A 24,069-nucleotide genomic window follows, 5' to 3' on the forward strand; every position below is an offset into this window, starting at 1 on the left:
TTACTCTAATCACCTTTTGGTTCTATGATCTTATTTATTCTATTTCAGCACTATCCATTTACCTGATTTGGTAGAGCCTTCTCTTTTAATCTTACCATCTGCTCTTAATTTTTTTATGTGATAACGAACTCCGTCAAAAGAAACATTTAAATGTTCCGCAATTTGTTTTGCTGTAATATTTGGCTCCATCATCATCAATTCAATAATTCTATTCGGTACGGATTTCTCAATTTTTATTTCTTGGGTAGTTTCTTGGGTAGTTTCTTGGGTAGCACTACCATTAAACTCCTTTAAAAACTCTGCATTTATACCCATAACTGCGTTAGTATAGTTATCTTCTTCATTATCCGGATAAAACTTAAGCTCAGGAGAACCATTTTCTAATAGTGCATCTTTTGCACGCCTTATTCCTGATCCGTAAGACTCTATCAAGTTTAATGAAAAGAACATATCTTTAAGTTCTTTATTAAGATACTGCCTTCTGTCAAAACTTCTATCCCTATTAAGAGCTTCGATAGTTACAGGAGGAAGTGGTCTATTATGATTCACAAAAGAAATTCTATCCTTGTAAATATAGATTCCTACATATTCAGGTGTATCATATTCTTTATGCAAAATAGCATTAGTAGCAAGTTCCTCAAATGCCGTAAGAGGATAGTTATAGATAATCTTATGCTCAATTTTATCAGCTTCCCTTATGGTATACGAAGCCATAATATTATCTTCAAAATATTTGCTGACTTGTTTTGCCTGTATCCAAACCGGCCCATCAAATCTTTTTGATTCCATTTTATCCGTTCCGTCAATTTCTCTTATGATTTCAACATGGGCGTTTGGAATAAATTTATTCGGTGTTTCCGCAAACATCAACACAGCAAAATTTTTAGCTCTATAACCACCATACTCACTTTCACTGACAAGTCCCATACTCTTTGCCATATCCAACTTAGACATTTCTCTAATATCTTTCTTTGCTCCTGTCTGAAGCAGATATTCTTTCATGTATTCATAGCTTAAATCATCTATGGTAGCTGTATCGTTCAAGTTTGAGCTAAAAGAAAAATTTGCAAATTTCTTCAAAAGCTCAAATTCTTCAGTTGGATTTGGTAGTCTTGAATCTCTACCGACTCTAATGTATCTTCCTGCCTTTAACCTAATATCTTTATCTTTTTCTGCTCTTTCACTTGTTTGAAACGGACCGTTACTACCACGCTCTACCGCAACGACAATATAATATTCATCATCAATTTTGTCCGTAATAATATGGTAATTTATTTTAGGATGGATATTGGAAAGAAGAGATTTTAATTCATTTTCAATCCCTTCAACTTTAGACTCTTTTATCCCCTCTATCGGTCTTTTCGGAATTGCCTTTTCTCCTGTTTCTTTATTATCAACTTCTTCAATCCCGACAAATAATAAGCCTATCTCATTGTTCATGTAGTTATTGGCAAAGGCACAAGCAGTTTTTAGAATTTTATCTTTAAAATTTGCCGACTTTTTATATTCGATAAAACTGCTTTCTATGTTTTGATTTTCAAGAATGCTGTGAGCCATTCTCTTTATGTCTAAAAGCTGCATAATACCTCCTTTTCAAAAAAATATTTCAATATATTATAACACTTTTAGAGTATTTTTTCCACTCTGAAATTAGTCCAGACTTACTTGCTATATGTCAAAACAGCCTCTTTTATCTCATTTTCAATCGCATCTAAAAATTCTTTCTTAGAAGATTTACCTTGAGCTATATCGGATAATTCCATTTCCCATTTTGCTGTCGTTTCTGCTGACTTAAAGGTATCGGATACAATCGTTACAAGACTAATTCCTTTATGAGTGGCAATCAAATTCTTCTTATCTCTTTCGACAAAGCCTTTAAAGATTAAGTTTTCAATAATACCTGCCCTTGTTGCAGGTGTTCCAAGTCCTTTCCTTTCCACTTCTACACCTTTTTCTAAAGCATCATTTCCTGCAATCTCCATAGACTTTAAGAGCGTATCTTCAGTAAAGTGTTTCGGAGGTTGGGTATATTTTTCTTTAACTTCCTTACTTTCAATAGCAAGTACATCCCCTACACCTACATCCGGCAAAACTATATCTCCACTTTTTTTAGTCATATATTCTTTCAAATACTTGCTAAACCCCTCATCCTTAATTACCTTTCCTGAACTTGTAAATTCAAAGCCGTCAAATTCCGCTACAATCTTCGTTGTGCTTTCCACTAATGGGTAACCTACACTTGCGTGAAATTTATCAGATATGAGAAAGTAAACTTTAGCTTCGCTTAGAGGAAGCTTAGAAACATCTTCCTTTAATGAACTGATTGTCGGAATAATCGCATGGTGATCCGTAACCTTTTTAGAGTTAAATACCGTCTTGATACGCCCTGTATCAAAGTCATTCTTTCCTAAGATGTTATTGACGGTACTTGTAATCATATCTTCGGTAAGACATCTGCTGTCTGTTCTTGGATAAGTAATCAGTTTTTTCTCATACAAACTTTGGGCATAATCAAGTGTCTGCTTGGCTGAGTATCCGAAATACTTATTGCATTCCCTTTGAAGTGTTGTAAGGTCAAAGGGTAAATCAGGTTTAGTAATCTTTTCTTTCTGAATGACATCGGTTATTTCAATCTTATCGCCAACTAAATTGATTAGCTGTTCGGCAGCAACCTCATCATCAATTCTATCCGTTGATAGTGTAAAACCATTCATAGATAGCTCCACTGTATAGTATTTCTCTTTCTTGAAATTAGCTATCTCATCATCTCTTTTTACAATCATGGCAAGAGTCGGTGTCTGCACTCTTCCTACACTGTAATTTTGCTGATACAGACAAGAGTAGAGCCTACTAATATTCATTCCGACTAACCAATCCGCAATAGCTCTTGCCTGTGACGATTCAAAGAGATTATCATAGTCTTTTCCGTCTGTTAGGTTATCAAAACCCTCTTTAATGGCATTATCTTCCATTGAAGAAATCCAAAGGCGTTTCATCTTCTTTTTACAATTCACTTGATTATATACAAGTCTAAAAATACTTTCTCCCTCACGCCCTGCATCGCACGCATTGATAACCGTATCAACCTCCTTATCATTCATCAGCTTTTTAAGGATGTCAAACTGCTTCTTGGTTGCCTTTGCTACTTCATACTTGTAGTCGCTCGGAATAATCGGTAAATCAGCCATATTCCACTTGGCGTATTTTTCATCATAAGCATCCGGATTTGCCATTTGAATTAGGTGTCCAACGCACCAGCTCACCCTATATCCGTTTCCTTCATAATATCCGTCTTTCTTTTTATTTGCTCCAATAACCTTTGCAATGGAGATTGCAACACTCGGCTTTTCTGCAATAACTAACTTCATCTATGTTTTCCTCCTGTTATAAATCAAAATAGGGCGAAAGATGTTACTCTCCCGCCCTAACTTTGCACCCAAAATAATATGTTTTTAGGTGCGTTTATTCTTCATCTTCTACTTCATCTGCATCATTTATTTCTTCCTCGCTTTCAGATTCAGAAAAGAAATCATCATCTTCCTCCTCTAAGGCTTCAAGTTCTTTATCTTCTTTCTTTTTCACAACCTTAAAATAGTAGCCTGCTCCTAATGCACCACCTACTACAAGAAGCAAAATAATATAGGTTCCTAAATTACTCTTTTCGTCCTTCTTCTCAGGCTTTACTTCTTCCTTAACAGGTTCTTCTTTTACTACTTCCTGCTTTGGTGCTTCTTTTTTCTCCACCATGTTTAAGAGATCATCTTCAGATACTTCCGTAAGAAGCATTACATTCTCACTATCTTCATCATGATTGATGATTAAATGAAAAGTCTTACCGTTTTTCGTTTGAAAGGTAATAAACTGCCTTGCATCTGCCGAATACTGATCCGTTTCTTTGTTATCGCTGCTATCTCCATGATGAATCGGATACTCCTTATTTGCATTATCTTTATTCTCCGTAACGGATGCTCTCGCCTTTGACGGAGATGAAGCTACTCCCTTGTTGGTGTTTACACTCTTACTTGCAGACCCCATTGATGAATCCTGACTGTTATTCGCAGGAGCTTTTGCCGTCAACTTATTAGGATAGCGAACTTCCTTTTCTTTCTCCTTTACTTCCGTTTTGCCTTTACCGGTACTACTTACAGAAGTCTGTGGTGTTTGAGGAGAAATACCTGAACTTGTCTTAATTCCGGAAATAGGACTAATCGGTGTAACTGATTGTGATGTTACAGGAGCTTTATTTGTTTCAGTTGCCTTTTTCTCAAGCTCTTTCACCTTTTCCGTCAGCTTATCTATTTCCTTTTTCATATCTTCTGATAAGTCCTTATTTCCCTTATCTTTCTTCATTTTTTCTTTCAGGCTATCAATTTCATCTTCAAGGTCTTTGATTTTTTCTTTCTGCTTATCGCTTAATTTATCTTTATCCTTGATTTCACCATTTAACTTATCAAGTTTTTCCTGAAGCTCTTTTGCCTCTTTTTCTATTTTTGAAATATCGTCTTTAGAAAGCTCTGTCTGCGTTCCCTTATCTTCTGTCTGAGTGCATTCATCCTGTTTTGGCTTTTCTTCTTCCGTCTGCGTTTCCTTATCCTTAACCTCCATCTTTGCTACCTTACGGATAATCTCATCTTTTCCATCTCCCTTTACCTCATAAAACAGAAACTCATCAATGAATTTCATATCATCAGGGAGCATTGGAAGATCTCCGCTATCAATAAGTTGTCCTTTCTCAGCCTTTATCTTTTCTTCCTTAAAGACCTTTTCATCTTCAAAGATATACCTTACATTTACTTCAACTTCCGTTTGAACAGCTTCGTTTTTTGTTGGAGCTTCAGATTTTTGCTCCTGTGCATAAACAACCGTCCAAAGACCTAAAATACAACTAATACTTACAATTACCGCAAGTGCTACCGTCCAAAACTTATTATTCTTTTTCAAACTGGTTTTCATTTGTTTTCTCCTTTTTTATTTCTGCTTTTTGTCTGTTTACCTTTGCCATCAAATCGCTGATTGTGATGTTATTCTTTCTGCAAATGGCAATGATTTCTTCATTTTCAAGCTCTTCTTCACGAATGAATAAAGGCTCCAATTCTTCATCAATCAGAGCCTTTTTATCATTTAACTTCTTTATTCTGTTTTTTACTGCTATCAGTTCCTTTTTCAAATTGTTACCTCCTATTTCTTTACATTTGGCGGAAAACCGAATCCTACGGGATGGTGCTTACAAAATGTTGCTATCCAATCATCTAAGGTAGTTACTCTTATTCGACCGATGTTATCAATCACTTTTCCATCTCCAATGTAAATACCTACATGACCATAGGTAAGCCCTGCACTGCTTCCGCTACTGCTGCTTTCAACTGCCACAAGCATTCCCACTTTTAGCTTTGACCTGTCTGATGTAAAGGTATAGTTTCGGTACATATCACAGGCATTCCCGCCTATATATCCAAGTCCTGCATTTTGATAGACCTGTGATACCCACATGGCACACCAGCCTGCACCCGGAGATGGCGTAATGTATGCAGCATTAACAATCTTCTTTTGTACTTCCGTAGATGCCTCATACTCTTTTCCACCGCCGATACCTCCATTTACACTGATAAGGTCAGAATTACCAAAGGCTTCTCTCATATTGCCTTGTGCAAGGAACAAGGCCTCATAGTGCTTTAGATTATCGGGATAGTTTGCAAAGACCTTTCGGATAATACTGTCCATCTCTTTTTTATGAAGCGTTACGATGAGTTTTTTATACTCATAAGGTTCTTCGTGGCTTTCGGTATATTCATTGCCATCTTCATCGGTATAGGTTTCTGTAACTGTCCTGTATCTGATTTCAATTTCTTCCCTATACTCAAAGTCATACATGGACTCAAATAATTCTTTTAATATGGATTCTACTTCCGATGCACTCTTTACCTCTCCGCACCTTGATGTAATGTAGGATAAAAGCTCATGAACATTATGACCGATATACTCTGTGTTATTTAAGATGTACTCATCATAGCCGGGATGGTTACTTTTGACATTATCAACCTCATTTTGAAGTTCCTTTTCCATAGCAGAAAAGTTCTGATTGATTTCACTTAGGACATTTGGCTTTGATAAATAGCTTGTTGTAAGCACAGAGCTTGTAGAGTTCATAAAGCCTGTCATTCCCGTTCCTGCAAAGTTAATCACAAAAGTCCCTAAGATAATGATCCCTATGAAAATAAGCATTAGTCCTTTTGCTTTTCGGATAATCATATCCTTTGAGCTTTTCAGTGTTCCGATAAGTCCCTCTTTAATTCGATCTCTAAGCCTTGACTTATTCTCACGAGAAATTGCTGCCTTTACCTGATTTTTCTTTTGAAATCTTTTATATGCACTTGCTCTTTTATACTCATCCGTCTTTTTCAGTTCCTTTTTGGCATCACGAAATTCCAACTTTGACTTACGCTTTCTGATTTTATAGTCCTTATTTGTAAGGTCATAGCCTCTTTTAGCTCCTTTCTTATCAGAATATTTCTTTATGCCATGAATGAGTTTTGAGCTTGTATCTGCTGTCTTTTCTCCTGCTTCCACTCCTTGATTTTCATCACTTCCATGAGATAAGTAATCTCTTACGGTTTCACTTCCTTTAGCAAGTCCAGAAAGTGCAGATACTTTTACCATGTCTTTCTTTAGCTTTTTCTTCTGCTCTTTATAAATACTGCTATGAACTTTTTCGCTGACAGCATCTTTTCCCGCCTTTTTATCATCAGCCTTATTTTCCTTTAACACATCATCCTTTTCCCTTGTATAAAGGCTTTCGGTATAGTTTTTTCTCTTATAATTTCTCTTTTGAGCTTTTTGGCTTTTTGAGAAGCTATTTGTATTTTCTGCTTTATGATGAAGATTATCCTCGACATCATAGGTTGACTCAAAATAATCTCTATCCCTAAAGTCATTGTCGTATCTGTCTATAATCCCATCATTATCAAGGTCTTTTCCTAAAGGATCATAGATTTTTCCATCCTTAACCTCCGTAATATAATCTGATCTTCCCGTTTCAATTGCGGAATTTACGTCTCCCTTATCTGGAGTTCTATATTTTTCGTTTCTCTTGGATGTTCCATAAGACTTTTCATTATCAGCACTTACCTTACTTGTTTTTTCATGCACTTTATCCTGAAACCGTTCTTTCTCATGAACGATTTTACCTCTGTAATCATCGTTATGTTTTAGCTTACTTTCTTCAGGTATCGTATCTGTTTTACTATGAAACATCTCTCTTTCAAGGCTTGCCTTATGCCTTTCCTTAAAATCCTTTTTCAGCTTCTTTCCCATAGGCTACCTCACTTCTTCCGGCTTGGTAGTCATCTTCTGATATAAAATTGTATCTTTCGGAAACTTATCAAGGAAAGGCACAATGGTATTTCCAAAGAAAAGTAGTCCCTCACCTTCATTTGAATTAGTAACATATCTGAGCTGTGGAAGTGAGATTTTAAGTTTCCTTGCTAAGATTTCTCTATCTCCTGATGCTTGATTAAGCATTAAGACAAAGTCTGTATTGTCAAAGATATTTTCTATCTCCTTACTCATAAGTAGGTCTTTGACATTCTGCGTAATACCTGTTGGAATACCTCCCCATTTACGAAATCTTTTCCAAATCTCTACGGAATAGGATGCTGTCTGCTCATCTTTTAAAAGCAAATGGAACTCGTCGATATAGTACCTTGTAGCCTTGTTTCCTCTGTTTTGTGACACCTTATTCCACACCTGATCCTGAATGACAAGCATTCCTATTTTCTTTAACTGGCTTCCAAGTTCTTTAATATCAAAACAAAGCAGCTTCTTATTTAAATCCACATTTGACCTGTGATTAAAGACATTGAGAGACCCCGATACATAGATTTCCATCTCTGTTGCCAGCTTCTTACCGACCTTTTCTTCCTGCCCTTTTAACATATCGTATAGATCTTGGAGTATTGGCATATTATCAGGAGTCGGATTTTCAAAATACTTTTCATAAATCTTTGGCAGGCATCTATCAATAACAGACTTTTCTTCTGCCGTAAGACCACTGCCACCTACTACAAGCTCAAGCATACTCATGATAAAGTTTGCCTTGTCTTTCAGCGGTGCATCCCCATCACCGTAGTTCATGTTTATATCAAGGGGATTCAGGTAATCCTTTGACTTACTGCTGACCTTAATGACTTCTCCCTTAAACTGCCTTACGAGGTTTCCATACTCTCCTTCCGGATCGCAGATAATCACATCGTCATCTGTTACTAAAATCGCATTTGCCATTTCTCTTTTGGCACTAAAGGATTTACCGCTGCCCGGAGTTCCGAGGATTAGACCGTTTGGGTTCTTTAATTTCTTTCTATCTGCCATAATCAGGTTATGGCTTAGGGCATTTAGTCCGTAGTAAAGACTATTACTTGAATTGATAAAAAGCTCCTCTGTGGTAAATGGCATAAATACTGCCGTTGATGAGCTTGTCAATCCTCTATCTATCTCAATCTTATTTACACCAAGAGGCAGCACGCTCACTAAACCTTGTTCCTGAGAATGGTCAAGTCTTTTCAGCTTACAGTTATGCTTGTTTGCAATAGAGCTTATCTGAGCAATGGTATTATCGAGCTTTTGCACTGTCCTTGCAAAGTTCATAAAGACAATACTTACCACAAACATTCTCTCATCTCTTGTCTGTAAGTCTTTTAATAGGCTCTTTACATCTTCTCCGTAAGTAATTAAATCACTTGGAAGAATGTCCATGTCATATCCTGACCTTACAGCCTTTTTGTTTTCTTCAATCCTCATCTTATCAATATCAGTGTTTTTTCGTTTTACCATCTTAATGGCTTCCGATTGGTCGATTGCCCTAATATGAAAGGAAATATTGATGTTATCGTCAATATCCAAAAACTCGGATAACATCCTATCTGAAAGCTCACTGGCAAGGATTTGAAAATGACTCGTTGCTCCGATGAATTTGCCGAACTTAAAGTATCTACTCGGTGTAAAGTTAAACTCATCAGGCACAATATATGTCTTTGTGCTTTCTCTTTTCTTTAGGTCTTTGTAGGAAAATTCAAATGTTTTATTTGGATTTAAAACATCATGAAGTATCTTTAGCCTTTCTTCTCCGTTTAGGCTTTCTGCTCTCACTCCCATGCTCTTTAGATTAGATAATATATCTATCTCCAGTCTTTCAAGTTTTGATGTTGCCTGCTCTAAATTATCCGCTTCCACTGTAAAGGTTACATACTTCGATTTTTTAAGTCCGTTATTTCCCTTTACAATCTGGCTTTTAAGCATCTCTCTAAATTCAAAGCGTATATCGTCAAAACCGTCCTTTTTATCCGGTATCTGAATTGCCGACTTCATTTCTTCGTTTCGTCCGAGCTGATTGATATATGAAAACTCAATGCTGATACTTGGATCAAAAGAGTTTAGGAAGTTTGCAAACTGATTAAAAATCAAGTCCCTATCTTCATCTAAGGCAAGCTGATAGTTAATGTCCTGAAAGGCTATACTTTTACTGAAGTGCTTTTCATCAAGCTGGCATATTCCGCTTTTTAAAAGCCTTAGATAGGGAATGGTATCTTCTACCGTATATCTTTTCGTTTCTTTCTTAAAGATAAGGTCAAGGATTCCTCCCTTATCTTTTTTTGACTTGCAATTACTTTTCTTTAAGTCCCGCTTTTGACTTCTCAATGCCTTTTCGTTTTGCATGAGTTTTATTTGCTGAATTTTTCTTTTCTTGTTCAAGGTAAACCTCCTTTCTCACTCTCTTTTGCGGTTGATAAAACTTATGAAGGTAGATGTGCTTAAAATATTTCTCAAAGGTCAGTCCGTCCTTTTCAAATAGTGTGATGAAAAAGATAGGAAGCGTGGACACGATAAGGAATATGACAGCTATGTCATTTGGCACAAACTTCCTCATAAATAAATAGACTGGTATTCCAACCAGTCCTGCAAGTGTGAAGCCTATGAGCTGCCTTTTCGTTAGGTTAAAAGCAACCTTTGTCTTTACCCTATTTAAGTCTTTAGGGATTGGTACATATGCCATATCTTACCTCCCATCTTCTTTACCCTTTGACAGCTCCTCAAAGTGTTCATATACAGAGCCGATTTCTTCCTGAATAGTCGCAAGCTGTTCGTCTGTGTTCTTGTTATATCTTTGCTGCATTAGGTAAAAATCGTTATGACAGCGACCAATGTCCTCTGTTTTTTCTTCCAATTCTTCCACCTTATTATGAAGCCTGATTCTATCAATTACCGCCATAATACCTGCGACTATTATTACTGCTGTAAATGTTGTTTTTCTTTTGTTCATACTATCTTTCCTTTCTTTTAGTGTGCATTTAATATGCTTTTTGCCAGTGTTCCGCTCTTTAGCATCATTAAACCCAGCAAAACCGCATAGCCAAGTATCGTCATGGTACTTGTGTGTATATCTGTTATCTTAATCGTCTTAACTAATACTGCGTATATTCCAAGACAAACCATTAAAAAGAGTCCCTGTAGTCCAAGTGCAAATAGTCCTTTGATGTAGTTTGTTCCAATCTGTCCCCACTCCTTGTTTCCCATTGTGGCAAATGGAATGGCTGAAACCGATGAGTAAACATAAATCTCAAACATTCTTCCGTAAACTACAAGCATAATCACAACGGATATTACCTGTATAGCAACCTTGATGAGTGAGGTTTCAAAGAGAATCATGACAAGTTCTCCAAGTCCCTTTTCTTTTAGGGTATCCATCATTGCCACTATCTGATCTCCGGAAACGGTAGCAGAGGTATTTATCACCCCTGCCGCCTTATTTACCATGTGCTGTGCCACATCAAAAACTGCCATTGAAAACTCAAAGGCATGGGATACTAACCATACAGCAATCCACATCTTGATGATGTACTTGAAAAATTCAAAGGTATCTGTATCGTGCATATTGTTCTTTTGCATTACCATATTGATAAGCTCGATACAAAGAACTGCTGTGATGATTAGTCCTGCTATTGGAATGATAACGGAATCGTTAATGCTTTTGATAAAGGCAAATACATCTCCGTTCCACCCCATAGGCGTTTTACCTACATCTGTTGCAACCGCACCAACTTTGTCGTTGATGTCAAGAAACATGGACTCTAAGTTTGCTTGGATACCGCCCAGTAGAAGCTCCTTAAAGAATTCTTCTATCTTGTCGAATATTCCAAACATCTAAGCTCTCCTTTTCTTCTTAATTGAGTACATTGGCAAGTAGTGGAATGAGCTTAAGTCCGATAAGAACGATACCTCCTCCAGCCATAAGCTGCTTAATACCTTGGCTCTTAGCACCGGGATTGTCATTACCATATCCTTCCATAAGATTGATGACGCCCCATGCTCCAAGTCCTGCACCTACTGCCATAACCAAAATCTTTAATACATTAACTGCCTGTGTAAAAAATGCCATAAGTTATTCCTCCTTGTTTTCTTCTTTCTTTTCAATCTTGTTATATGACTTCACTACAAAGTTTTTGTAAGTCTTTCCCTCTTTTTCACGCTTCTTAAAGTAACCAAAGATATGAATTAAATCGCCTTTTTCAAAGTCCTTTGCTTTCTCAGCTTTTTCTCCATAGGCTGCACAGTTGATGTACTCCTTTCCCTTTCCGTACTTTTTTACAAGTGTGAAGTTTGCAACTTCCACTTTCTCTCCTTCATTTTCAAAACTTGAAAAAGTTGGCTCTGCTACTAAGCAAGCATTGATGTTAATCATTTCCTGTTTCATTAAAAATTTCTCCTTTTCAATTCAATAAAAAAGCGACTGGAGTATTTCTTTTCCAATCGCTGATACTCTTACTATTTAGTTTTTTCTTAGTGGGACTTCTGATCCTTATCATCTTGCCTCCTGATTTTGAATAAAAAAACAGCAAATCTTTTTAAGACTTACTGCATTCTGGTAATAACTGTTTCCCTATTCAGCTTTGCTTTTCCTTTTCGCTTCATATAGCTTTCTATGTCAAACAAATTCTTCTTGTCATAATCCTCAAGGAGCTTATAGTTCTTATGCTTTGTAATATCGAATTTATCTGATAGAAAAGGTCTTACACCTCTAAGCTGAAAGATACATTTGCTTCCATCCATGACCGTAATCTCATCTTGACTCATCAGTTCTTTGCCGGTCTTTTGATAGTTAAGCCCGAAAGATTTTTGATTTGACCTTGTTTCCGATGTGTTATATAAATCTATCGTTTCTTTTCCCAGTGTTTCAGAAAGTTCCTTTAATGTGGTCTTTTCCTTGCCACCAAGAAACAAGGTACTATCACAGTTACCTACGATTGTATCGGCATTATCCTTATAGATTGCCTTTAGCTGAGATTGTGCTTGAAGTATGATACTTGCTGATATTTCTCTGGAACGGATTGTTGCAATTAACTTCTCAAACTTAGGTATTAAACCAATGTTTGCAAATTCATCAAGCAAGCATCTCACATGGACAGGTAATCGTCCGCCATACACATCATCTGCCTTATCACATAAGAGATTAAAAAGTTGTGAGTACATAATGGATACTACAAAGTTAAAGGTATCATCTGTATCAGAGATGATAACAAAGAGTGCAGTTTTTCTATCTCCGAGTGTATCAAGCTCAAGTTCATCTTCACTCATCAAGTCCCTAAGTTCCCTAATATCAAAGGGAGCAAGCCTTGCCCCACAAGATATAAGAATAGATTTTGCTGTTTTTCCCGCAGCCAATTTATATTTTTTATATTGCTTCACGGCAAAGTGTGTAGGCTCTTTCTTTTCAAGTGCTTCAAAAAGCCTATCAATAGGATTCATATATGTTTCATCATCTTCTCTGACTTCTGAAGCATCTATCATATCAAGTAGTGTTGCAAAGTTCTTTTCTTCCCTTGGAGCTTCATAGAAGATATATCCAATCAGAGCTGTATAGTAAAGTTTTTCGGCTTTCACCCAAAAATCCTCACCTGCTTTTTCTCCTTCACCTTTTGTATTTGCAATGATTGTCTGAACCAATTTCAAAATATCTTTCTCAGAACGGATATAGGCAAATGGATTGTATTTCATGGATTTTTTGAAGTTTATGGTATTTAGGATTTTAATCTCATATCCGTTATCTTCAAGCATCTTACCGCACTCAAGGACTATCGTTCCTTTAGGATCGGTTACGCAATATGATGAGTGCATTTGCATTAGGTTAGGTTTTACATAAAATCTCGTCTTGCCGGAGCCTGAACCTCCTATGACAAGTACATTCTTGTTTCTTGCATACTTGGGATTAGCTGGTCTACCGTTCATGGTTAATCGTTCTGTTTGTGTAAGCAAGATGTTGTTTTGAAACTTTTCATCCATATATGGCTCAATATCTTTCTTCGTTCCCCAGGAAGCATTTTGTCAAGCACCTTTTTATGTTTATGGACGCTCTTTCTGTAAGGCATTTTAACTTGTGGGTAAATAAAAACAGTAAATCTTCTTTGATTTACTGCTTCTATGTTAGTTTTTATTAAATTGTTTGTTATTCAAGCAAAGCTTCGTAAGAGTGTACAAAAGAAATGAAACCATCAAATTTTTACTCTGAAACGATATATTCTTTATTCCCCTGTTGCTTTGTAGTATTCATCTGTACCCACATCATTCCATGAATGACGATCTGCCACTATAACTTTACCAGTGGAGTATTCGTATGCATACATTTCCAAAATTTGTGAATCAGAATTTAATTCATCATCATTTTTCGACTGATAAAGTACATATAACGCACATTTTCCATTGGAGGATTCACGATCATAAAGAATGTACAACTTTGATGAAAGTACAAGTTTAGGTGTTCCTTTGGCAGTAAATGAAATTTCTGAATTTTCACCTTCTATATTACCCGTCGTTAAAGCCACAGCCCGAAGACCATCAATAATCCTTTGTTCCACTAGCCTCTGCTGTGCTTCTTCATGTTCATAGTTTTTATTTACATCACTCTGGCTAACCAACGGAGCAGAAGCAGGTTTCCCATTCGGATAATTGCTGAATTCTGCAAGAACTTTACCGTTATCTGCCATATTAATCTTCACTGTATTCCACAAGCCGTGCTCATTCATATCTACAGACAGTGTAACTACATCTTCTTTCCATGATATTTTATAGGCTCTTTGTGAGATTGCAGCAAACCCATTATCTGGGGATAGTTCTACATCTAATCTACGTACAAGAACAGATGAAGTTCTTTCATACAACCTTATATTGCCTAATGTTAAAAATGATGACTCTTCTGCAACAAGCGAGTATTTCTTATCTGGCGAATTAAACTCATGCCAAGTTGTGACCGCATAATTTCCAAACCATATAAGACTTCCAACCATTAACATTCCTATAGTTCCGATCCAACCAAAAACTATAATAACTTTTGTGAATTTGCGAACAGCCTTACGCCATGAATGAATTAGCAAAGAAGATAACCCAATAACAATAAGGCATAAAAATATAAACAGAAAATCATACAGAGTAATCCTACCGATGTGTGTCAAAATATATTGTTCAGTTGCTCGTTCCGTTATAAACATAACAAGATTTAAGGTCCCAAAAATAAGCAACAATAACATGTATATTTTTTTTCTTACTCTCATTATTATCTGCCTCCTTAATTAATTTTTCTAGCTTTTACTGTAGCCGACAAATTCATATTTATTTCTCTATATTAATTAAATATTATACAACTTTTTTACCCTTTTTCATAGTCCTAAATCTTGGCTCTTGCTCTTTGTAAGTCGCTTTTCTTGTACCTGTAACTGCTCTATACAGGTCTTAACTTTTTCAGCTTGTTCAACTTCTTCTCGTATCTCTAATATTTGATTGTATAGCCTATCTTTTTCTTTCCTCAAAGTGCCTATTTCTGATTTCCATTTGGATATATTTAGGTTTTTGCTTTCTCCTAAATGTTCTTTCAGATATTTCTTTGCACTCTCAAATAAAATAATCTCTGCGGTATGTTCATTGTAGAAAGTATCTTGTTTGTTTTCCTTTAGCTTGGTATAGGCTTTATAGGTATCTTTATGTTTCAAATATTTCTCGGCTTGGTCGATAAGTTGTACTTTATCGTCAATCCGCTTTTCGGTATCTTTAATAGCTCTTGTGGTCTTGTAGTTCTTATCTCTTAAAGCAACTATACTTTCTTTCAGTTCAGATAAGGAAATAATGTTTTTCTCTTTTAAGAATTGATAGCTTTCGATGTATTTTTCTAAATCTGTATTATGGTTATCTGCATTTTTACGGATAAGATTTTCAAAAATGGGTAGCAAATTTTTTTTGGGTGGGAGGGTGGATTTGAGTTTATCAGTTTCTGCTTTTTCTTCTTTTCCAATTCCTCTTATCCAATTTAACAAGGCTTTTATTCTTAACTTGATTTCTTGTAATAGCCTATTCTGTTTTCTGATTTCCCGATTGATATTTCCTCTGTCGGTGGCTATGCCTTTCTTTTCCATTTGGGTGGCTGATACGCCTAAATGAATGGTCGGTATTTGCTCTATACCTTGTCTTTGATAAGAGCGGTGATCCACTTTTTCCTGTATGCTATTTTCTTCCAAATATTTGTTTGTAATATCTGCCCATGCTTTCCGCCACTCTTCCGCTTTGTCTTGTTCGTTCCAATCCACTGTATTGATTTTTCTTGTTTTGTAGTTGCCATTTTTGAGTTTTACTTTTTCTCCGTTTTCATCAAGGATATATTCCTTTTTTGATTTTGCTCCCCATGTTTTATCTTCATTTAACGGTCTCATAGTTAATAGGATATGAGCGTGTGGATTCCCGTCATTTTTATCGTGCAAAGCAATATCGGCACACATACCGACTTTTACAAAATTTTCTTTTACATATTCTCTTACAAGTTCTATCTGTTTTTCCCTGTCTAATTCTTTAGGCAATGCAATTTCTATTTCTCTTGCAAGCTGTGAGTTTTTACTTTTTTCTATTTTCTCTACACTGTTCCATAGCGTTCCTCTGTCTGAAAATTCTTGTGGTGCGTTTTGTGGTAATAGTATTTCTGTATGAGCTATTCCGCCTTTTCTTGTAAAGTCATGGACTATGCCGTCATATTCGTTTTTTATCTTTTCGCCACTTCGATAAGAAGCTGCTGCAACTGCACTTTTGCCTTTGCCTCTTGAGATAATCTTTATACTAAGATGATATATCGCCATAAGGAAAAACCTCCTTTCGTTTTTCTGATATGGGTATGGTGGCGATAGATAAGACTTCCTAAAAAAATCGGAGTGCTTTTTATCCGATTTCTTTTAGGAAGTTTACAAGGGGTAGGAAATTTATTTCCGTAGGGGAGTGTAGCTCCCCTGTATCAGTTTTAGCTGATATGCTCTCTGCAAGAGCCTTCGGAGAACGCACACACCCTTTAGGGTGTATAAGTGCGCCCTTGTAAACAAGGGACTATTCCTCTGTGTCTGTTTCTTCCTCTTGGTTTTCTGTATTTTGATTTTCGCTTTGTTCTCGCTTCTCAATAATTTTTAGGATTTTTTGATTGACTGCTTCTTTGATGTTTGGGAATGTGATTAGCTGATAGAATTCATCTTTGGTAAAATCCTTGCTTTCGATAAATATACTTTCAAAGACTCCTCCTTTTTCATAAAGCCGTCTATCCCTCTTTTTTCGTTCTTCCTGTTTCTGCTGACTGATGAGCTTCTTTCTTTTATTTTGTAACTGCTTGATTTCTTCTTCTGCCATTAAAATTTTTTCATCTATATTTTTCATTTTTCCTGTCCTTTCTTTCTAATTTTGAGCAAATAAAAAACAGTAAACCTTTTTGATTTACTGTTTCGTGAACTGCTATGTTATAGCTTGTATTTAATTGTTTTACTTCGATAAATTGCATTTAAATGTTCTACTTGCCTACCACATCGTTTAATATCTTCCAACCTTCTTCAAAAAGACTTATGTTTTCATTGCATATCGTTTTCCCGTTTTTTTCAATTATTACATTTGCCACAATAATGCCATCACTGTCTTGCTCGACAACTTTGTCGCCTAGAGTTTTCCATTTTACTAAAATATCCTCTTTTGTTATTTCTCCTTCAAATGGAACTACAAGTTGGTTAGGTTCATCAAATTTACCATCTGAATAAGCATTAATGATTATTTTATCTTTTTGCTTATAAAAATCTAAATGGAAGTAACTAGCCTCATACGAAACTATCATGTCCTTATTCTCAGATTGAATATAAGAAGTTTTATTGCCATTATGATGCAACAATAAAGTAATTGAGCACACACTGGCTACAACTATTAAAATACAAACTATTAAAGATTTTACTTTTTTACATATTTTATTCACTATCCAACAACTCCTCTTACAAATCCCTTTTTATATGACATTATACCATGGATTGAAAGATTAAAAACTTATAATTTATCAAACTCAGCTTGTACCGCTACACTACTGTATATCATGAGACTTTAACTTTTTATTTTAAGCATAGAAAAATAAGGTATTTTGCTATCACCTTAAATGAGTTTATCCCGTCGCACAAACCATAACTTATTTTTTGATTTTATTTTTCTTGCTTAGAATGTATTACCTTAAACAGTTTATCTTGAAATGTTTCCTTACTGTTTGGATCAAAATATATCTCTGTTACAAAAGTTTTTCCTCTAATCTTTTTTGTTAAAATGCCGTCAGGTTTTCGGGGTATGGCTCGTTCTTCTTTGGTCTGTGCTTCTTGTTTTTCTGTCATTTAATCCTCCTTTTACTTGCACAAAAAAAGATTTCCTGTGATTTAGGAAACCTCTTTTCGTCTTGGTTGATATTTTGTTTTAGGTCTTGGTTTTAGGTTGTGGCTTGTAGCTTCTTTCTTGCTCGGTATTCTCGTGCTTTTATCCGTTCATACTCTCTAAACTTTTCAATGTTTTTGGCTCTATATTCTTTGGAATATGCCCTATGATATGCTCTTGATTTTTCTTTCTTGGCTTCTTCTATTTCTTCTCTCATCTGTATCATTTCCTGTTCTGTCGGCTCTATATCTTTTGTGAGTTCATTTTCAAATTTTCCGATATAGTTGAAATACACTTCTATTCGCTGAACCGCATATTTTGCTCTTTTAACATCTCGCTCATGTACTACAATTTTACTGATAAATTCATTGATGGCGGTAGAGGTAAGTTCTTCAAAGTCTGAATAGCTTTCTGCCAGTCTTATAAAGTTCTTTGCTCTTTGGTTGGCATTTTCAAATTCAGATAAGTGTTCCTCTATTTTCTCTTGTTCTGCTTTCAAAGTATAATATTCTTCTGCATACTTCCTTGATAGTAATTCATAGCGTTCCCTTTCGATATTGCCCAGTGCATTGTCCTCATACAGCTTATTCATCACTCTTTCTATCTGTTCCATTCGGTCTGTAATTTGCGGGATACGCTTTTTCTGTTTCACTACTTCTTCGGTCTGTTCTTTTGCAAGACTGTTTTTTACCAGTGTTTCAAATTCTCCTTTATTTGCTAATGAATACTTTGCTATCTTTCGCAAAACCTCTGTTAGATTTTCCATCACATCATCGACATCAATGCGATGTGGAGAATGGCATTTAGGGTGCTTAGCTTTTCCTTTGGCATATTCACTGCAATAGGTTACATGCTGTACCTTATTGTTCTTGTGTATGGTGCGTATGTGCATTTTTGTACCGCAATCTTTACAGTACATCAGTCCCGATAATGGGTGGATTTCTCCATCTCCGTTTGGTCTTTTTACCGGTGCATTTTTTAATATCCGTTGTACATTTTCATAGGTACTTCTATCTATGATTGGTTCGTGTACGTCAGGGATTATTTGCCACTTGTCTTTATCTACATAATGGTTTCGCTTATCTTTATAATGCTTTTCAGTTTTGAAGTTGACTACATCGCCACAATACTCCTGCCTTTTCAGTATGCGTGTTAGGGTTGCTTTGTTCCAGTTATAGCGGTTTTCTTCATTCAGCTTTTTGTTTTTCGCTGTTCCTCTGTCTTGCTGTTTCATATAAAAGGTTGGGGTTAGTATTTCTTTTTCTTTCAAGTAAACGGCTATCTGATTGCGGTTTTTCCCCTCCATAAAGAGCGTAAAAATGAGTTTTACGACTTCGGCAGCTTCTTTATCGACAATCCAATAATCTTTGTTGTTTGGGTCTTTTATATAGCCGTATGGAGCTTCTGTTGCAACGGGCTTTCCGTTTGCTCCTTTGGTCTTAATGCCTGTTGTTACTTTCTTGCTGATGTCCCTTGCATACCACTCGGACATAATATTGATAAAGGGGGCAAATTCCAATGTGTTTTGGTCTTGGCTGTCGATACCGTTATTGATAGCAATAAAGCGTACATTGTTTCGTCTGAATATCTCCATAGCGTTTCCTACTTGAAGATAATCTCGTCCCCATCTTGTCATATCTTTCATAATGACAATGCCGATTTTATCGCTTTCTACATCCTTTATCATCTGTGTATAGGCACTTCTATCAAAGAACCTACCGCTTTCATCATCGTCGATATAGTGGCGAATATTCATCAGCTTATGCTGTCTTGCGTATCGCTCTAAAAATGCCTTTTGATTTACGATACTGTTGCTTTCGCCACCGTCCCTGTCCTCATCACCAACTGAAAGGCGGGAGTATAGTGCTGTGATTTTATTTGTGTATTCCATCATGGCGTTATCCTCCTTTTTTGTGTCTATATATCACTCCTTTACAGTTAATATTATGCAACCCATCTTGCTGAGCCATACTCTTTCCCCTGTCTAAACTTTTTAGCATTTTTCCCTTTGGTATATACGATAAATTTGATTAAAACAGCTACTAACACTCCCATTAAAATATCCGTAGGATGAATGCTTGGAAGAAAGTTCATAGTGTTAATCTCTAATATCCCTTGAAAGATTTTGTCAATAATATCGCCACCTACATAGGCTCTTACATGATGTGAAAAGATATTACCTATATAGAAAAATGCAATATAGGGAATGTTCTGTTTAACAAACTTCGCCTTATCTTGCACCTTAAATAAGCCTTTGATGTCCTTTAATATTTTATCTATCATAGGCTCTGCTCCTTTTGTTTATTCTTGATTTTATCTTTGGAAACAGAGTTTTTAGCCATCTCCTTGAACTTCTCAATATTCTTATGGATAGATTCTTTCCTTTCCGTTTTCTTTTCCGATTCTGCAAGAGCGTATTTAAAGGCTCTATTCATCACTTTCATATCTTTGGCTTGAAAGAATACGGAGTATTTACCTGTTTCCTTATCTTTCATCACTGAAAACTTAACACCATACCGATTAAGTTCCTTTTTGAGTTCTTTAAGCTCCGCTTCTTCAACCGGAATTTCTTCAAGCTGTCCCTTTTTAACCATATCTTTTAGCTTTACTTCATTTCCGTTAGCATTAACCAGCTTTTCAAGTCCTCCAAGTTTTTCTGCTTCTTTCATCAATTTCTTTAATAAGTTCAGAATTAGCTTTCCTGTTACTTTAGCAGCTCTTACTTCCATATTCATCGTTTTTCTTGCTATTTCTTCATTGATCAAGTTCTCTCACCTCCGTTCAGTAACCTCTCTTTATTACGAGCCAGCTTATCCTTTTGAATAGCCTTTCTAAAATCTTCTCCTACAACCATAACAGGAATACACATCTCTATGATTCTTGAGTAGATTCTTTGATACTCTACGCTATCCTTACAATTTTGGATTGTGTCATAGGAAAGATTAGTGGTAAAGATAGTCGGTTTCTGTTTTAAGTACCTGTTATTCACGATGTTATATACTTGCTCTTTGGCATAGCTTGTATCTCTTTCTATTCCTAAGTCATCCAAGATAAGAACGGAAGTATTTACAAGGGATTCAATATATGCGTTCTTGTCAAAATCAAATCCGCCTTTTTGTAGTTCGTTGATAATCTGTGCAAAATTTCTTATCTTAACCCCTACCTGATATTGTTCAATTAGAGCATTGGCGATAGAACAAGCAAGGTATGTCTTTCCACTACCTACCGAACCATAAAACAAAAGTCCTATATTTTCCTTTTTCATTTCCTCATAATCTTTTACAAAATTCTTGGCAATAATAAGGCTTTGATTTTCTTCTCCCTGATAATTTTCAAAGGTATATGACCACTGAATAACAGAGTTAAAGCAGCTACTCTTTAATCGCTCTATATCCATCTGCTTTTGTCTTTCCTTTTCTTTTGCTTCTCTATTTCTATCGCATTTACAAGAAATCTTAAATATCATCTTGTTATCAAAGAACTCCATCACTTTTCCGTCTTTTCTTTCGTGGCAAACTTTGCAATAGGCGTGTCCGTCCTTGATATATTCTTTTTCAGGATCAAAGCTATATTCCACATCTTCTATCATCACTTTTTCTAATTCCTTATTCATAGATGTACTCCTTTGTTATATTCCTCCCATGTAGGGATATTGGATTTTTTCTTACTTCCCTGATCTTTATAAAACCAAGAAAGGATTGTTGCTTTATGGTCTTTATATGTCTTTCCGGTACTTTGAAGATAGGTTGATAATCTCTCAATGTAGTTATCAAGCTCTCCTGCCATTTTAATTTGTAATTCGCCTATATCTTCATCCTTTAAAAAGACATTTTGAAATGTTCCAAGTCCGTTTTCACCAAAACTATATTCTCTCTTACTATACTTACTCTTATTATTCTCTATATAGTTACGGTCAACATTCTTAACCTCTTGAAGTTCATTTTCTTTACTTCTGAGGTCAACATCTTTTACTTCTGAAGTAAAGTTTTTTGACTTCTGAAAGTCATTTTCTTTTACCGCTAATATGCTCATAAAGTCTTTAACATATATGACATTCGGCTTACCAAGCCCAAGCCTTACTCTTTCAATCAGTCCGATTCCTTTTTTCATATCGAGTTCATCTAATGTTTTTATAGCTGTCGGCTTTGAGATATTTCTTCTTCTCATAATTTCTTCAACAGTAAAATAGATAAATACCCTGCCATCTTTGTCTATCCAGTTATTCTTAAAAGACATTCCTGTCCGTTTAAGAAGCATTGAATAAAGGATAATCGCTTCAGCGGATAATCCCTTAAATTCTTCTCCGTCTACCAATATCTCCGGTACTTTTAGAAAGTTAAATCTTTCTGCTTCTCTGTTATAGAAATAGTCAAAGTCCATCGCTTCACCTCCTCCCCAAAAAATTAGCAAAGAAAAAGACGATAGTTTTTCTTCTATCGCCTTTGGTAACCATTTGTATGAATTTTTTTAGATTGATTTTATTGCTTCATTGATTCCCTGAAGGAATGCTATAACAGCTGCTCCGACCATCGGTATTCCATAAGGACTTAACAAAAATCCTAATACCAATGCCTCAATGCCAAGTGATATATCTTTTTGCATAAATGATCCTATTGCAGCAACTATACACATCAGCATTAAGAAATACAGAATAGTTGTTCCTATGCCAAGTATAAATGTCAGAAAGGCAGTAAGGATACTCAGCAGCAAGCTGATTGGAAATAAGATTATTTTTATTATCCATCTCATCATTTCTTATTCCTCACTTCCCAATTCATACTTTGTATCTCCACACACCATATCAATGCAAACATTCACATCTATATAATTTTTTAGGACTTTTTTTCGTCCACCTTCGCCATCTTCTACAAATACATAATGCTTGTAAAACTGCTTAAAATGCAGGATTTTCACGATTTCACTCTTTGTATCAACGCTATGCACTCCACATGATGCGTTTGAGGAAATAAGTCAACCGGCTGGACTTTCTTCAGTTTATAACCCAGTTCTTGGTAGAGCTTGATGTCACGCGCCATGGTTGCTGGGTTGCAGGATATGTAGATAATTTTCTTTGGTTCCATACTAACACTGGATTCGATGAAGCTTTCTGTCAAGCCTTTTCGTGGTGGGTCAACCAGAATAACGTCTGGCTTGATGTCTTGCTTACTCCAGTTAGCCATAGCATTTTCTGCTGAATCACAAACATAATGGGTATTAGTAATGCCGTTGATTTCTGCATTCTTTTGGCTATTTTCGACAGCTTCTGGAATCACTTCTACACCATAGACCTGCTTGACCTGCTTAGCAACTGACAGACCGATAGTCCCGATGCCTGAGTAAGCGTCAAGCACCACATCATCTGCTGCCAGCTCGGAAAAGTCAATAGCTGTCTGATAAAGTTTTTCTGCCATCTCAGTATTAACTTGGTAAAAGGCTGGCGCAGCAATCTGGAAGTCATTATTCAGCATGCGGTCTGTGATATAGTCTCGACCGTGAAGCGTTTGCCAGTCTTTTCCAAAAATAGTATTGGTATTCTGATCATTGATATTCTGCATGATGGACTCGATAGCTGGAAAGGCCTCTACCAAACGCTCAATCAGCTGCTCCACTCGGAAAATCTTGGACCTGGTTGTCACCAAAATCACCATGATTTCACCAGAATAATGGCCACGGCGAACAACTAGATTGCGAATGAGACCAGTCTTTTCCTGCTCATTGTAAGGTTTAAGGTCAAAGCGACGGAGCAAGTCACGTGTAAAGAGGATAACTTGGTCAATGACTGGATCCTGAATATAGAAATCTTCAATCGGAAGGAGGTCATGGGAATTTTTGCGGAAAAATCCTGTTTCCAGCTGGCCATTGACACGGCGGACAGGCACTTGAGCCTTATTGCGGTAGCCCAGCGGCTGCTCCATACCAAGTGTCGGCGACACTTCAACATTGGACAAACCAGCAATCTTATAGAGACTGTCTTTGACTTGCTTGCGTTTGAAGGCCAGCTGGGATGGATAGCTCAGATGTCCCAAGTCCGCAATTCCCGTACGCAGATAAGCCATATCAAGATTCTCATTACGCTGGTCTGAAGTGCGAAGAAATTCCTCTACTTTACCAAAGCCGATTTTTTTATTGACCTTGAGAACCCGCATAAGGATTTTTTCACTTGGTAAGGCATTTTCTACAAAGAAAACCAACCCTTCTGCCTTAGCTATTCCTGCACCATCATGACTCAAATCTACAATTTCAACTTCTATCACATCATTCTTTTTTAACATATTTTCTCTTTCTATCTGCTCTGCCATTTCCCAAAAAAAGAAAGCGACAAAATTATCA

General features: G+C 36.2%; 23 protein-coding genes and 2 pseudogenes. All 25 read right to left on the reverse strand.

Annotation, left to right across the window (positions count from 1 at the left end; translation table 11 throughout):
* Nucleotides 1-39: 39 nt before the first annotated feature.
* The 25 genes and pseudogenes from H8787_RS07595 to rlmD all read right to left on the reverse strand — a co-directional run bounded on the left by H8787_RS07595 (nt 40) and on the right by rlmD (nt 24,011).
* Nucleotides 40-1,581 (reverse strand): helix-turn-helix domain-containing protein, encoded by a 1,542-nt coding sequence (locus tag H8787_RS07595; protein WP_187327786.1) that lies wholly within the window; start codon nt 1,579-1,581, stop codon nt 40-42.
* An 80-nt stretch (nt 1,582-1,661) separates the two neighbouring features.
* On the reverse strand, nt 1,662-3,368 hold the full coding sequence (locus H8787_RS07600; RefSeq protein ID WP_187327787.1) for a DNA topoisomerase 3: 1,707 nt from the start codon (nt 3,366-3,368) through the stop codon (nt 1,662-1,664).
* 94 nt (nt 3,369-3,462) lie between these two features.
* The gene (locus tag H8787_RS07605) at nt 3,463-4,953 is read right to left on the reverse strand and encodes a CD1107 family mobile element protein (RefSeq protein WP_187327788.1); all 1,491 of its coding nucleotides are present in this window, start codon (nt 4,951-4,953) and stop codon (nt 3,463-3,465) included.
* Nucleotides 4,928-5,167: a conjugal transfer protein gene (locus tag H8787_RS07610; protein WP_187327789.1), complete on the reverse strand. Its 240-nt coding sequence runs from the start codon at nt 5,165-5,167 to the stop codon at nt 4,928-4,930. The genes H8787_RS07605 and H8787_RS07610 overlap by 26 nt, the downstream gene beginning before the upstream one ends.
* An 11-nt stretch (nt 5,168-5,178) precedes the next feature.
* Complete coding sequence (locus H8787_RS07615) at nt 5,179-7,311, reverse strand: CHAP domain-containing protein (RefSeq protein ID WP_187327790.1); 2,133 nt, start codon at nt 7,309-7,311, stop codon at nt 5,179-5,181.
* A gap of 3 nt (nt 7,312-7,314) precedes the next feature.
* A complete protein-coding gene (locus tag H8787_RS07620) occupies nt 7,315-9,744 on the reverse strand; it encodes a VirB4-like conjugal transfer ATPase, CD1110 family (RefSeq protein ID WP_187327791.1) in 2,430 nt (809 codons plus the stop codon).
* Complete coding sequence (locus H8787_RS07625; RefSeq protein WP_006906342.1) at nt 9,656-10,045, reverse strand: PrgI family protein; 390 nt, start codon at nt 10,043-10,045, stop codon at nt 9,656-9,658. The genes H8787_RS07620 and H8787_RS07625 overlap by 89 nt, the downstream gene beginning before the upstream one ends.
* 3 nt (nt 10,046-10,048) lie before the next feature.
* Nucleotides 10,049-10,312 carry a conjugal transfer protein gene (locus H8787_RS07630; RefSeq protein WP_187327792.1) on the reverse strand — a complete coding sequence of 88 codons (264 nt, stop codon included), beginning with the start codon at nt 10,310-10,312 and terminating at the stop codon, nt 10,049-10,051.
* 17 nt (nt 10,313-10,329) lie between these two features.
* Nucleotides 10,330-11,193, reverse strand: a complete 864-nt coding sequence (locus tag H8787_RS07635) for a VirB6/TrbL-like conjugal transfer protein, CD1112 family (protein WP_006525981.1) — start codon at nt 11,191-11,193, stop codon at nt 10,330-10,332.
* Nucleotides 11,194-11,212: 19 nt separating this feature from the next.
* Complete coding sequence (locus H8787_RS07640; RefSeq protein WP_000863833.1) at nt 11,213-11,428, reverse strand: Maff2 family mobile element protein; 216 nt, start codon at nt 11,426-11,428, stop codon at nt 11,213-11,215.
* A gap of 3 nt (nt 11,429-11,431) precedes the next feature.
* Entirely contained in the window at nt 11,432-11,743 is a 312-nt protein-coding gene (locus tag H8787_RS07645) for a single-stranded DNA-binding protein (RefSeq protein ID WP_187327793.1), read from the reverse strand.
* A 158-nt stretch (nt 11,744-11,901) separates the two neighbouring features.
* Nucleotides 11,902-13,368: pseudogene (locus H8787_RS07650) on the reverse strand (VirD4-like conjugal transfer protein, CD1115 family); the annotation flags it as partial.
* 200 nt (nt 13,369-13,568) lie between these two features.
* The gene (locus tag H8787_RS07655; RefSeq protein WP_187327794.1) at nt 13,569-14,330 is read right to left on the reverse strand and encodes a hypothetical protein; all 762 of its coding nucleotides are present in this window, start codon (nt 14,328-14,330) and stop codon (nt 13,569-13,571) included.
* Nucleotides 14,331-14,699: 369 nt separating this feature from the next.
* Entirely contained in the window at nt 14,700-16,160 is a 1,461-nt protein-coding gene (mobQ, locus tag H8787_RS07660; RefSeq protein ID WP_187327795.1) for a MobQ family relaxase, read from the reverse strand.
* Between the two features lie 241 nt (nt 16,161-16,401).
* Nucleotides 16,402-16,722: a DUF3847 domain-containing protein gene (locus H8787_RS07665; RefSeq protein WP_179010224.1), complete on the reverse strand. Its 321-nt coding sequence runs from the start codon at nt 16,720-16,722 to the stop codon at nt 16,402-16,404.
* A 130-nt stretch (nt 16,723-16,852) separates the two neighbouring features.
* A complete protein-coding gene (locus H8787_RS07670; protein WP_187327796.1) occupies nt 16,853-17,302 on the reverse strand; it encodes a hypothetical protein in 450 nt (149 codons plus the stop codon).
* 217 nt (nt 17,303-17,519) lie between these two features.
* Complete coding sequence (locus H8787_RS07675) at nt 17,520-17,702, reverse strand: transposon-encoded TnpW family protein (protein WP_187327797.1); 183 nt, start codon at nt 17,700-17,702, stop codon at nt 17,520-17,522.
* Nucleotides 17,703-17,794: 92 nt separating this feature from the next.
* Entirely contained in the window at nt 17,795-19,633 is a 1,839-nt protein-coding gene (locus H8787_RS07680; RefSeq protein ID WP_187327798.1) for a recombinase family protein, read from the reverse strand.
* A gap of 59 nt (nt 19,634-19,692) precedes the next feature.
* A pseudogene (locus H8787_RS07685) lies at nt 19,693-20,022 on the reverse strand (type IV secretory system conjugative DNA transfer family protein); the annotation flags it as partial.
* Nucleotides 20,019-20,504 carry a PcfB family protein gene (locus H8787_RS07690; RefSeq protein WP_187327800.1) on the reverse strand — a complete coding sequence of 162 codons (486 nt, stop codon included), beginning with the start codon at nt 20,502-20,504 and terminating at the stop codon, nt 20,019-20,021. The pseudogene H8787_RS07685 and the gene H8787_RS07690, both read right to left, overlap by 4 nt.
* Nucleotides 20,501-21,352, reverse strand: a complete 852-nt coding sequence (locus H8787_RS07695) for an ATP-binding protein (protein ID WP_187327801.1) — start codon at nt 21,350-21,352, stop codon at nt 20,501-20,503. The genes H8787_RS07690 and H8787_RS07695 overlap by 4 nt, the downstream gene beginning before the upstream one ends.
* Nucleotides 21,349-22,119, reverse strand: a complete 771-nt coding sequence (locus tag H8787_RS07700) for a replication initiator protein A (RefSeq protein WP_187327802.1) — start codon at nt 22,117-22,119, stop codon at nt 21,349-21,351. Before H8787_RS07700 ends, H8787_RS07695 begins: the two co-directional genes overlap by 4 nt.
* Nucleotides 22,120-22,206: 87 nt before the next feature.
* Nucleotides 22,207-22,488 (reverse strand): CD1845 family protein, encoded by a 282-nt coding sequence (locus tag H8787_RS07705; RefSeq protein WP_005541379.1) that lies wholly within the window; start codon nt 22,486-22,488, stop codon nt 22,207-22,209.
* A gap of 6 nt (nt 22,489-22,494) precedes the next feature.
* Entirely contained in the window at nt 22,495-22,653 is a 159-nt protein-coding gene (locus H8787_RS07710) for a hypothetical protein (RefSeq protein ID WP_003042651.1), read from the reverse strand.
* Entirely contained in the window at nt 22,650-24,011 is a 1,362-nt protein-coding gene (gene rlmD / locus H8787_RS07715; RefSeq protein WP_187327803.1) for a 23S rRNA (uracil(1939)-C(5))-methyltransferase RlmD, read from the reverse strand. Before rlmD ends, H8787_RS07710 begins: the two co-directional genes overlap by 4 nt.
* Between the last annotated feature and the right edge of the window lie 58 nt (nt 24,012-24,069).

Origin of the sequence: Streptococcus sp. NSJ-72, from assembly GCF_014334035.1 — a bacterium.
GTDB classification, from domain to species: Bacteria; Bacillota; Bacilli; order Lactobacillales; family Streptococcaceae; genus Streptococcus; species Streptococcus constellatus.

Coding starts and splice junctions, on each gene's coding strand:
- H8787_RS07595 (WP_187327786.1), bottom strand. CDS start 1,581: ATGCAGCTTTTAGACATAAAGAGAATGGCTCACAGCATTCTTGAAAAT.
- H8787_RS07600 (WP_187327787.1), bottom strand. CDS start 3,368: ATGAAGTTAGTTATTGCAGAAAAGCCGAGTGTTGCAATCTCCATTGCA.
- H8787_RS07605 (WP_187327788.1), bottom strand. CDS start 4,953: ATGAAAACCAGTTTGAAAAAGAATAATAAGTTTTGGACGGTAGCACTT.
- H8787_RS07615 (WP_187327790.1), bottom strand. CDS start 7,311: ATGGGAAAGAAGCTGAAAAAGGATTTTAAGGAAAGGCATAAGGCAAGC.
- H8787_RS07625 (WP_006906342.1), bottom strand. CDS start 10,045: ATGGCATATGTACCAATCCCTAAAGACTTAAATAGGGTAAAGACAAAG.
- H8787_RS07630 (WP_187327792.1), bottom strand. CDS start 10,312: ATGAACAAAAGAAAAACAACATTTACAGCAGTAATAATAGTCGCAGGT.
- H8787_RS07635 (WP_006525981.1), bottom strand. CDS start 11,193: ATGTTTGGAATATTCGACAAGATAGAAGAATTCTTTAAGGAGCTTCTA.
- H8787_RS07640 (WP_000863833.1), bottom strand. CDS start 11,428: ATGGCATTTTTTACACAGGCAGTTAATGTATTAAAGATTTTGGTTATG.
- H8787_RS07645 (WP_187327793.1), bottom strand. CDS start 11,743: ATGAAACAGGAAATGATTAACATCAATGCTTGCTTAGTAGCAGAGCCA.
- H8787_RS07655 (WP_187327794.1), bottom strand. CDS start 14,330: ATGGTTGGAAGTCTTATATGGTTTGGAAATTATGCGGTCACAACTTGG.
- mobQ (WP_187327795.1), bottom strand. CDS start 16,160: ATGGCGATATATCATCTTAGTATAAAGATTATCTCAAGAGGCAAAGGC.
- H8787_RS07665 (WP_179010224.1), bottom strand. CDS start 16,722: ATGAAAAATATAGATGAAAAAATTTTAATGGCAGAAGAAGAAATCAAG.
- H8787_RS07675 (WP_187327797.1), bottom strand. CDS start 17,702: ATGACAGAAAAACAAGAAGCACAGACCAAAGAAGAACGAGCCATACCC.
- H8787_RS07680 (WP_187327798.1), bottom strand. CDS start 19,633: ATGATGGAATACACAAATAAAATCACAGCACTATACTCCCGCCTTTCA.
- H8787_RS07695 (WP_187327801.1), bottom strand. CDS start 21,352: ATGAATAAGGAATTAGAAAAAGTGATGATAGAAGATGTGGAATATAGC.
- H8787_RS07700 (WP_187327802.1), bottom strand. CDS start 22,119: ATGGACTTTGACTATTTCTATAACAGAGAAGCAGAAAGATTTAACTTT.
- H8787_RS07705 (WP_005541379.1), bottom strand. CDS start 22,488: ATGAGATGGATAATAAAAATAATCTTATTTCCAATCAGCTTGCTGCTG.
- rlmD (WP_187327803.1), bottom strand. CDS start 24,011: ATGTTAAAAAAGAATGATGTGATAGAAGTTGAAATTGTAGATTTGAGT.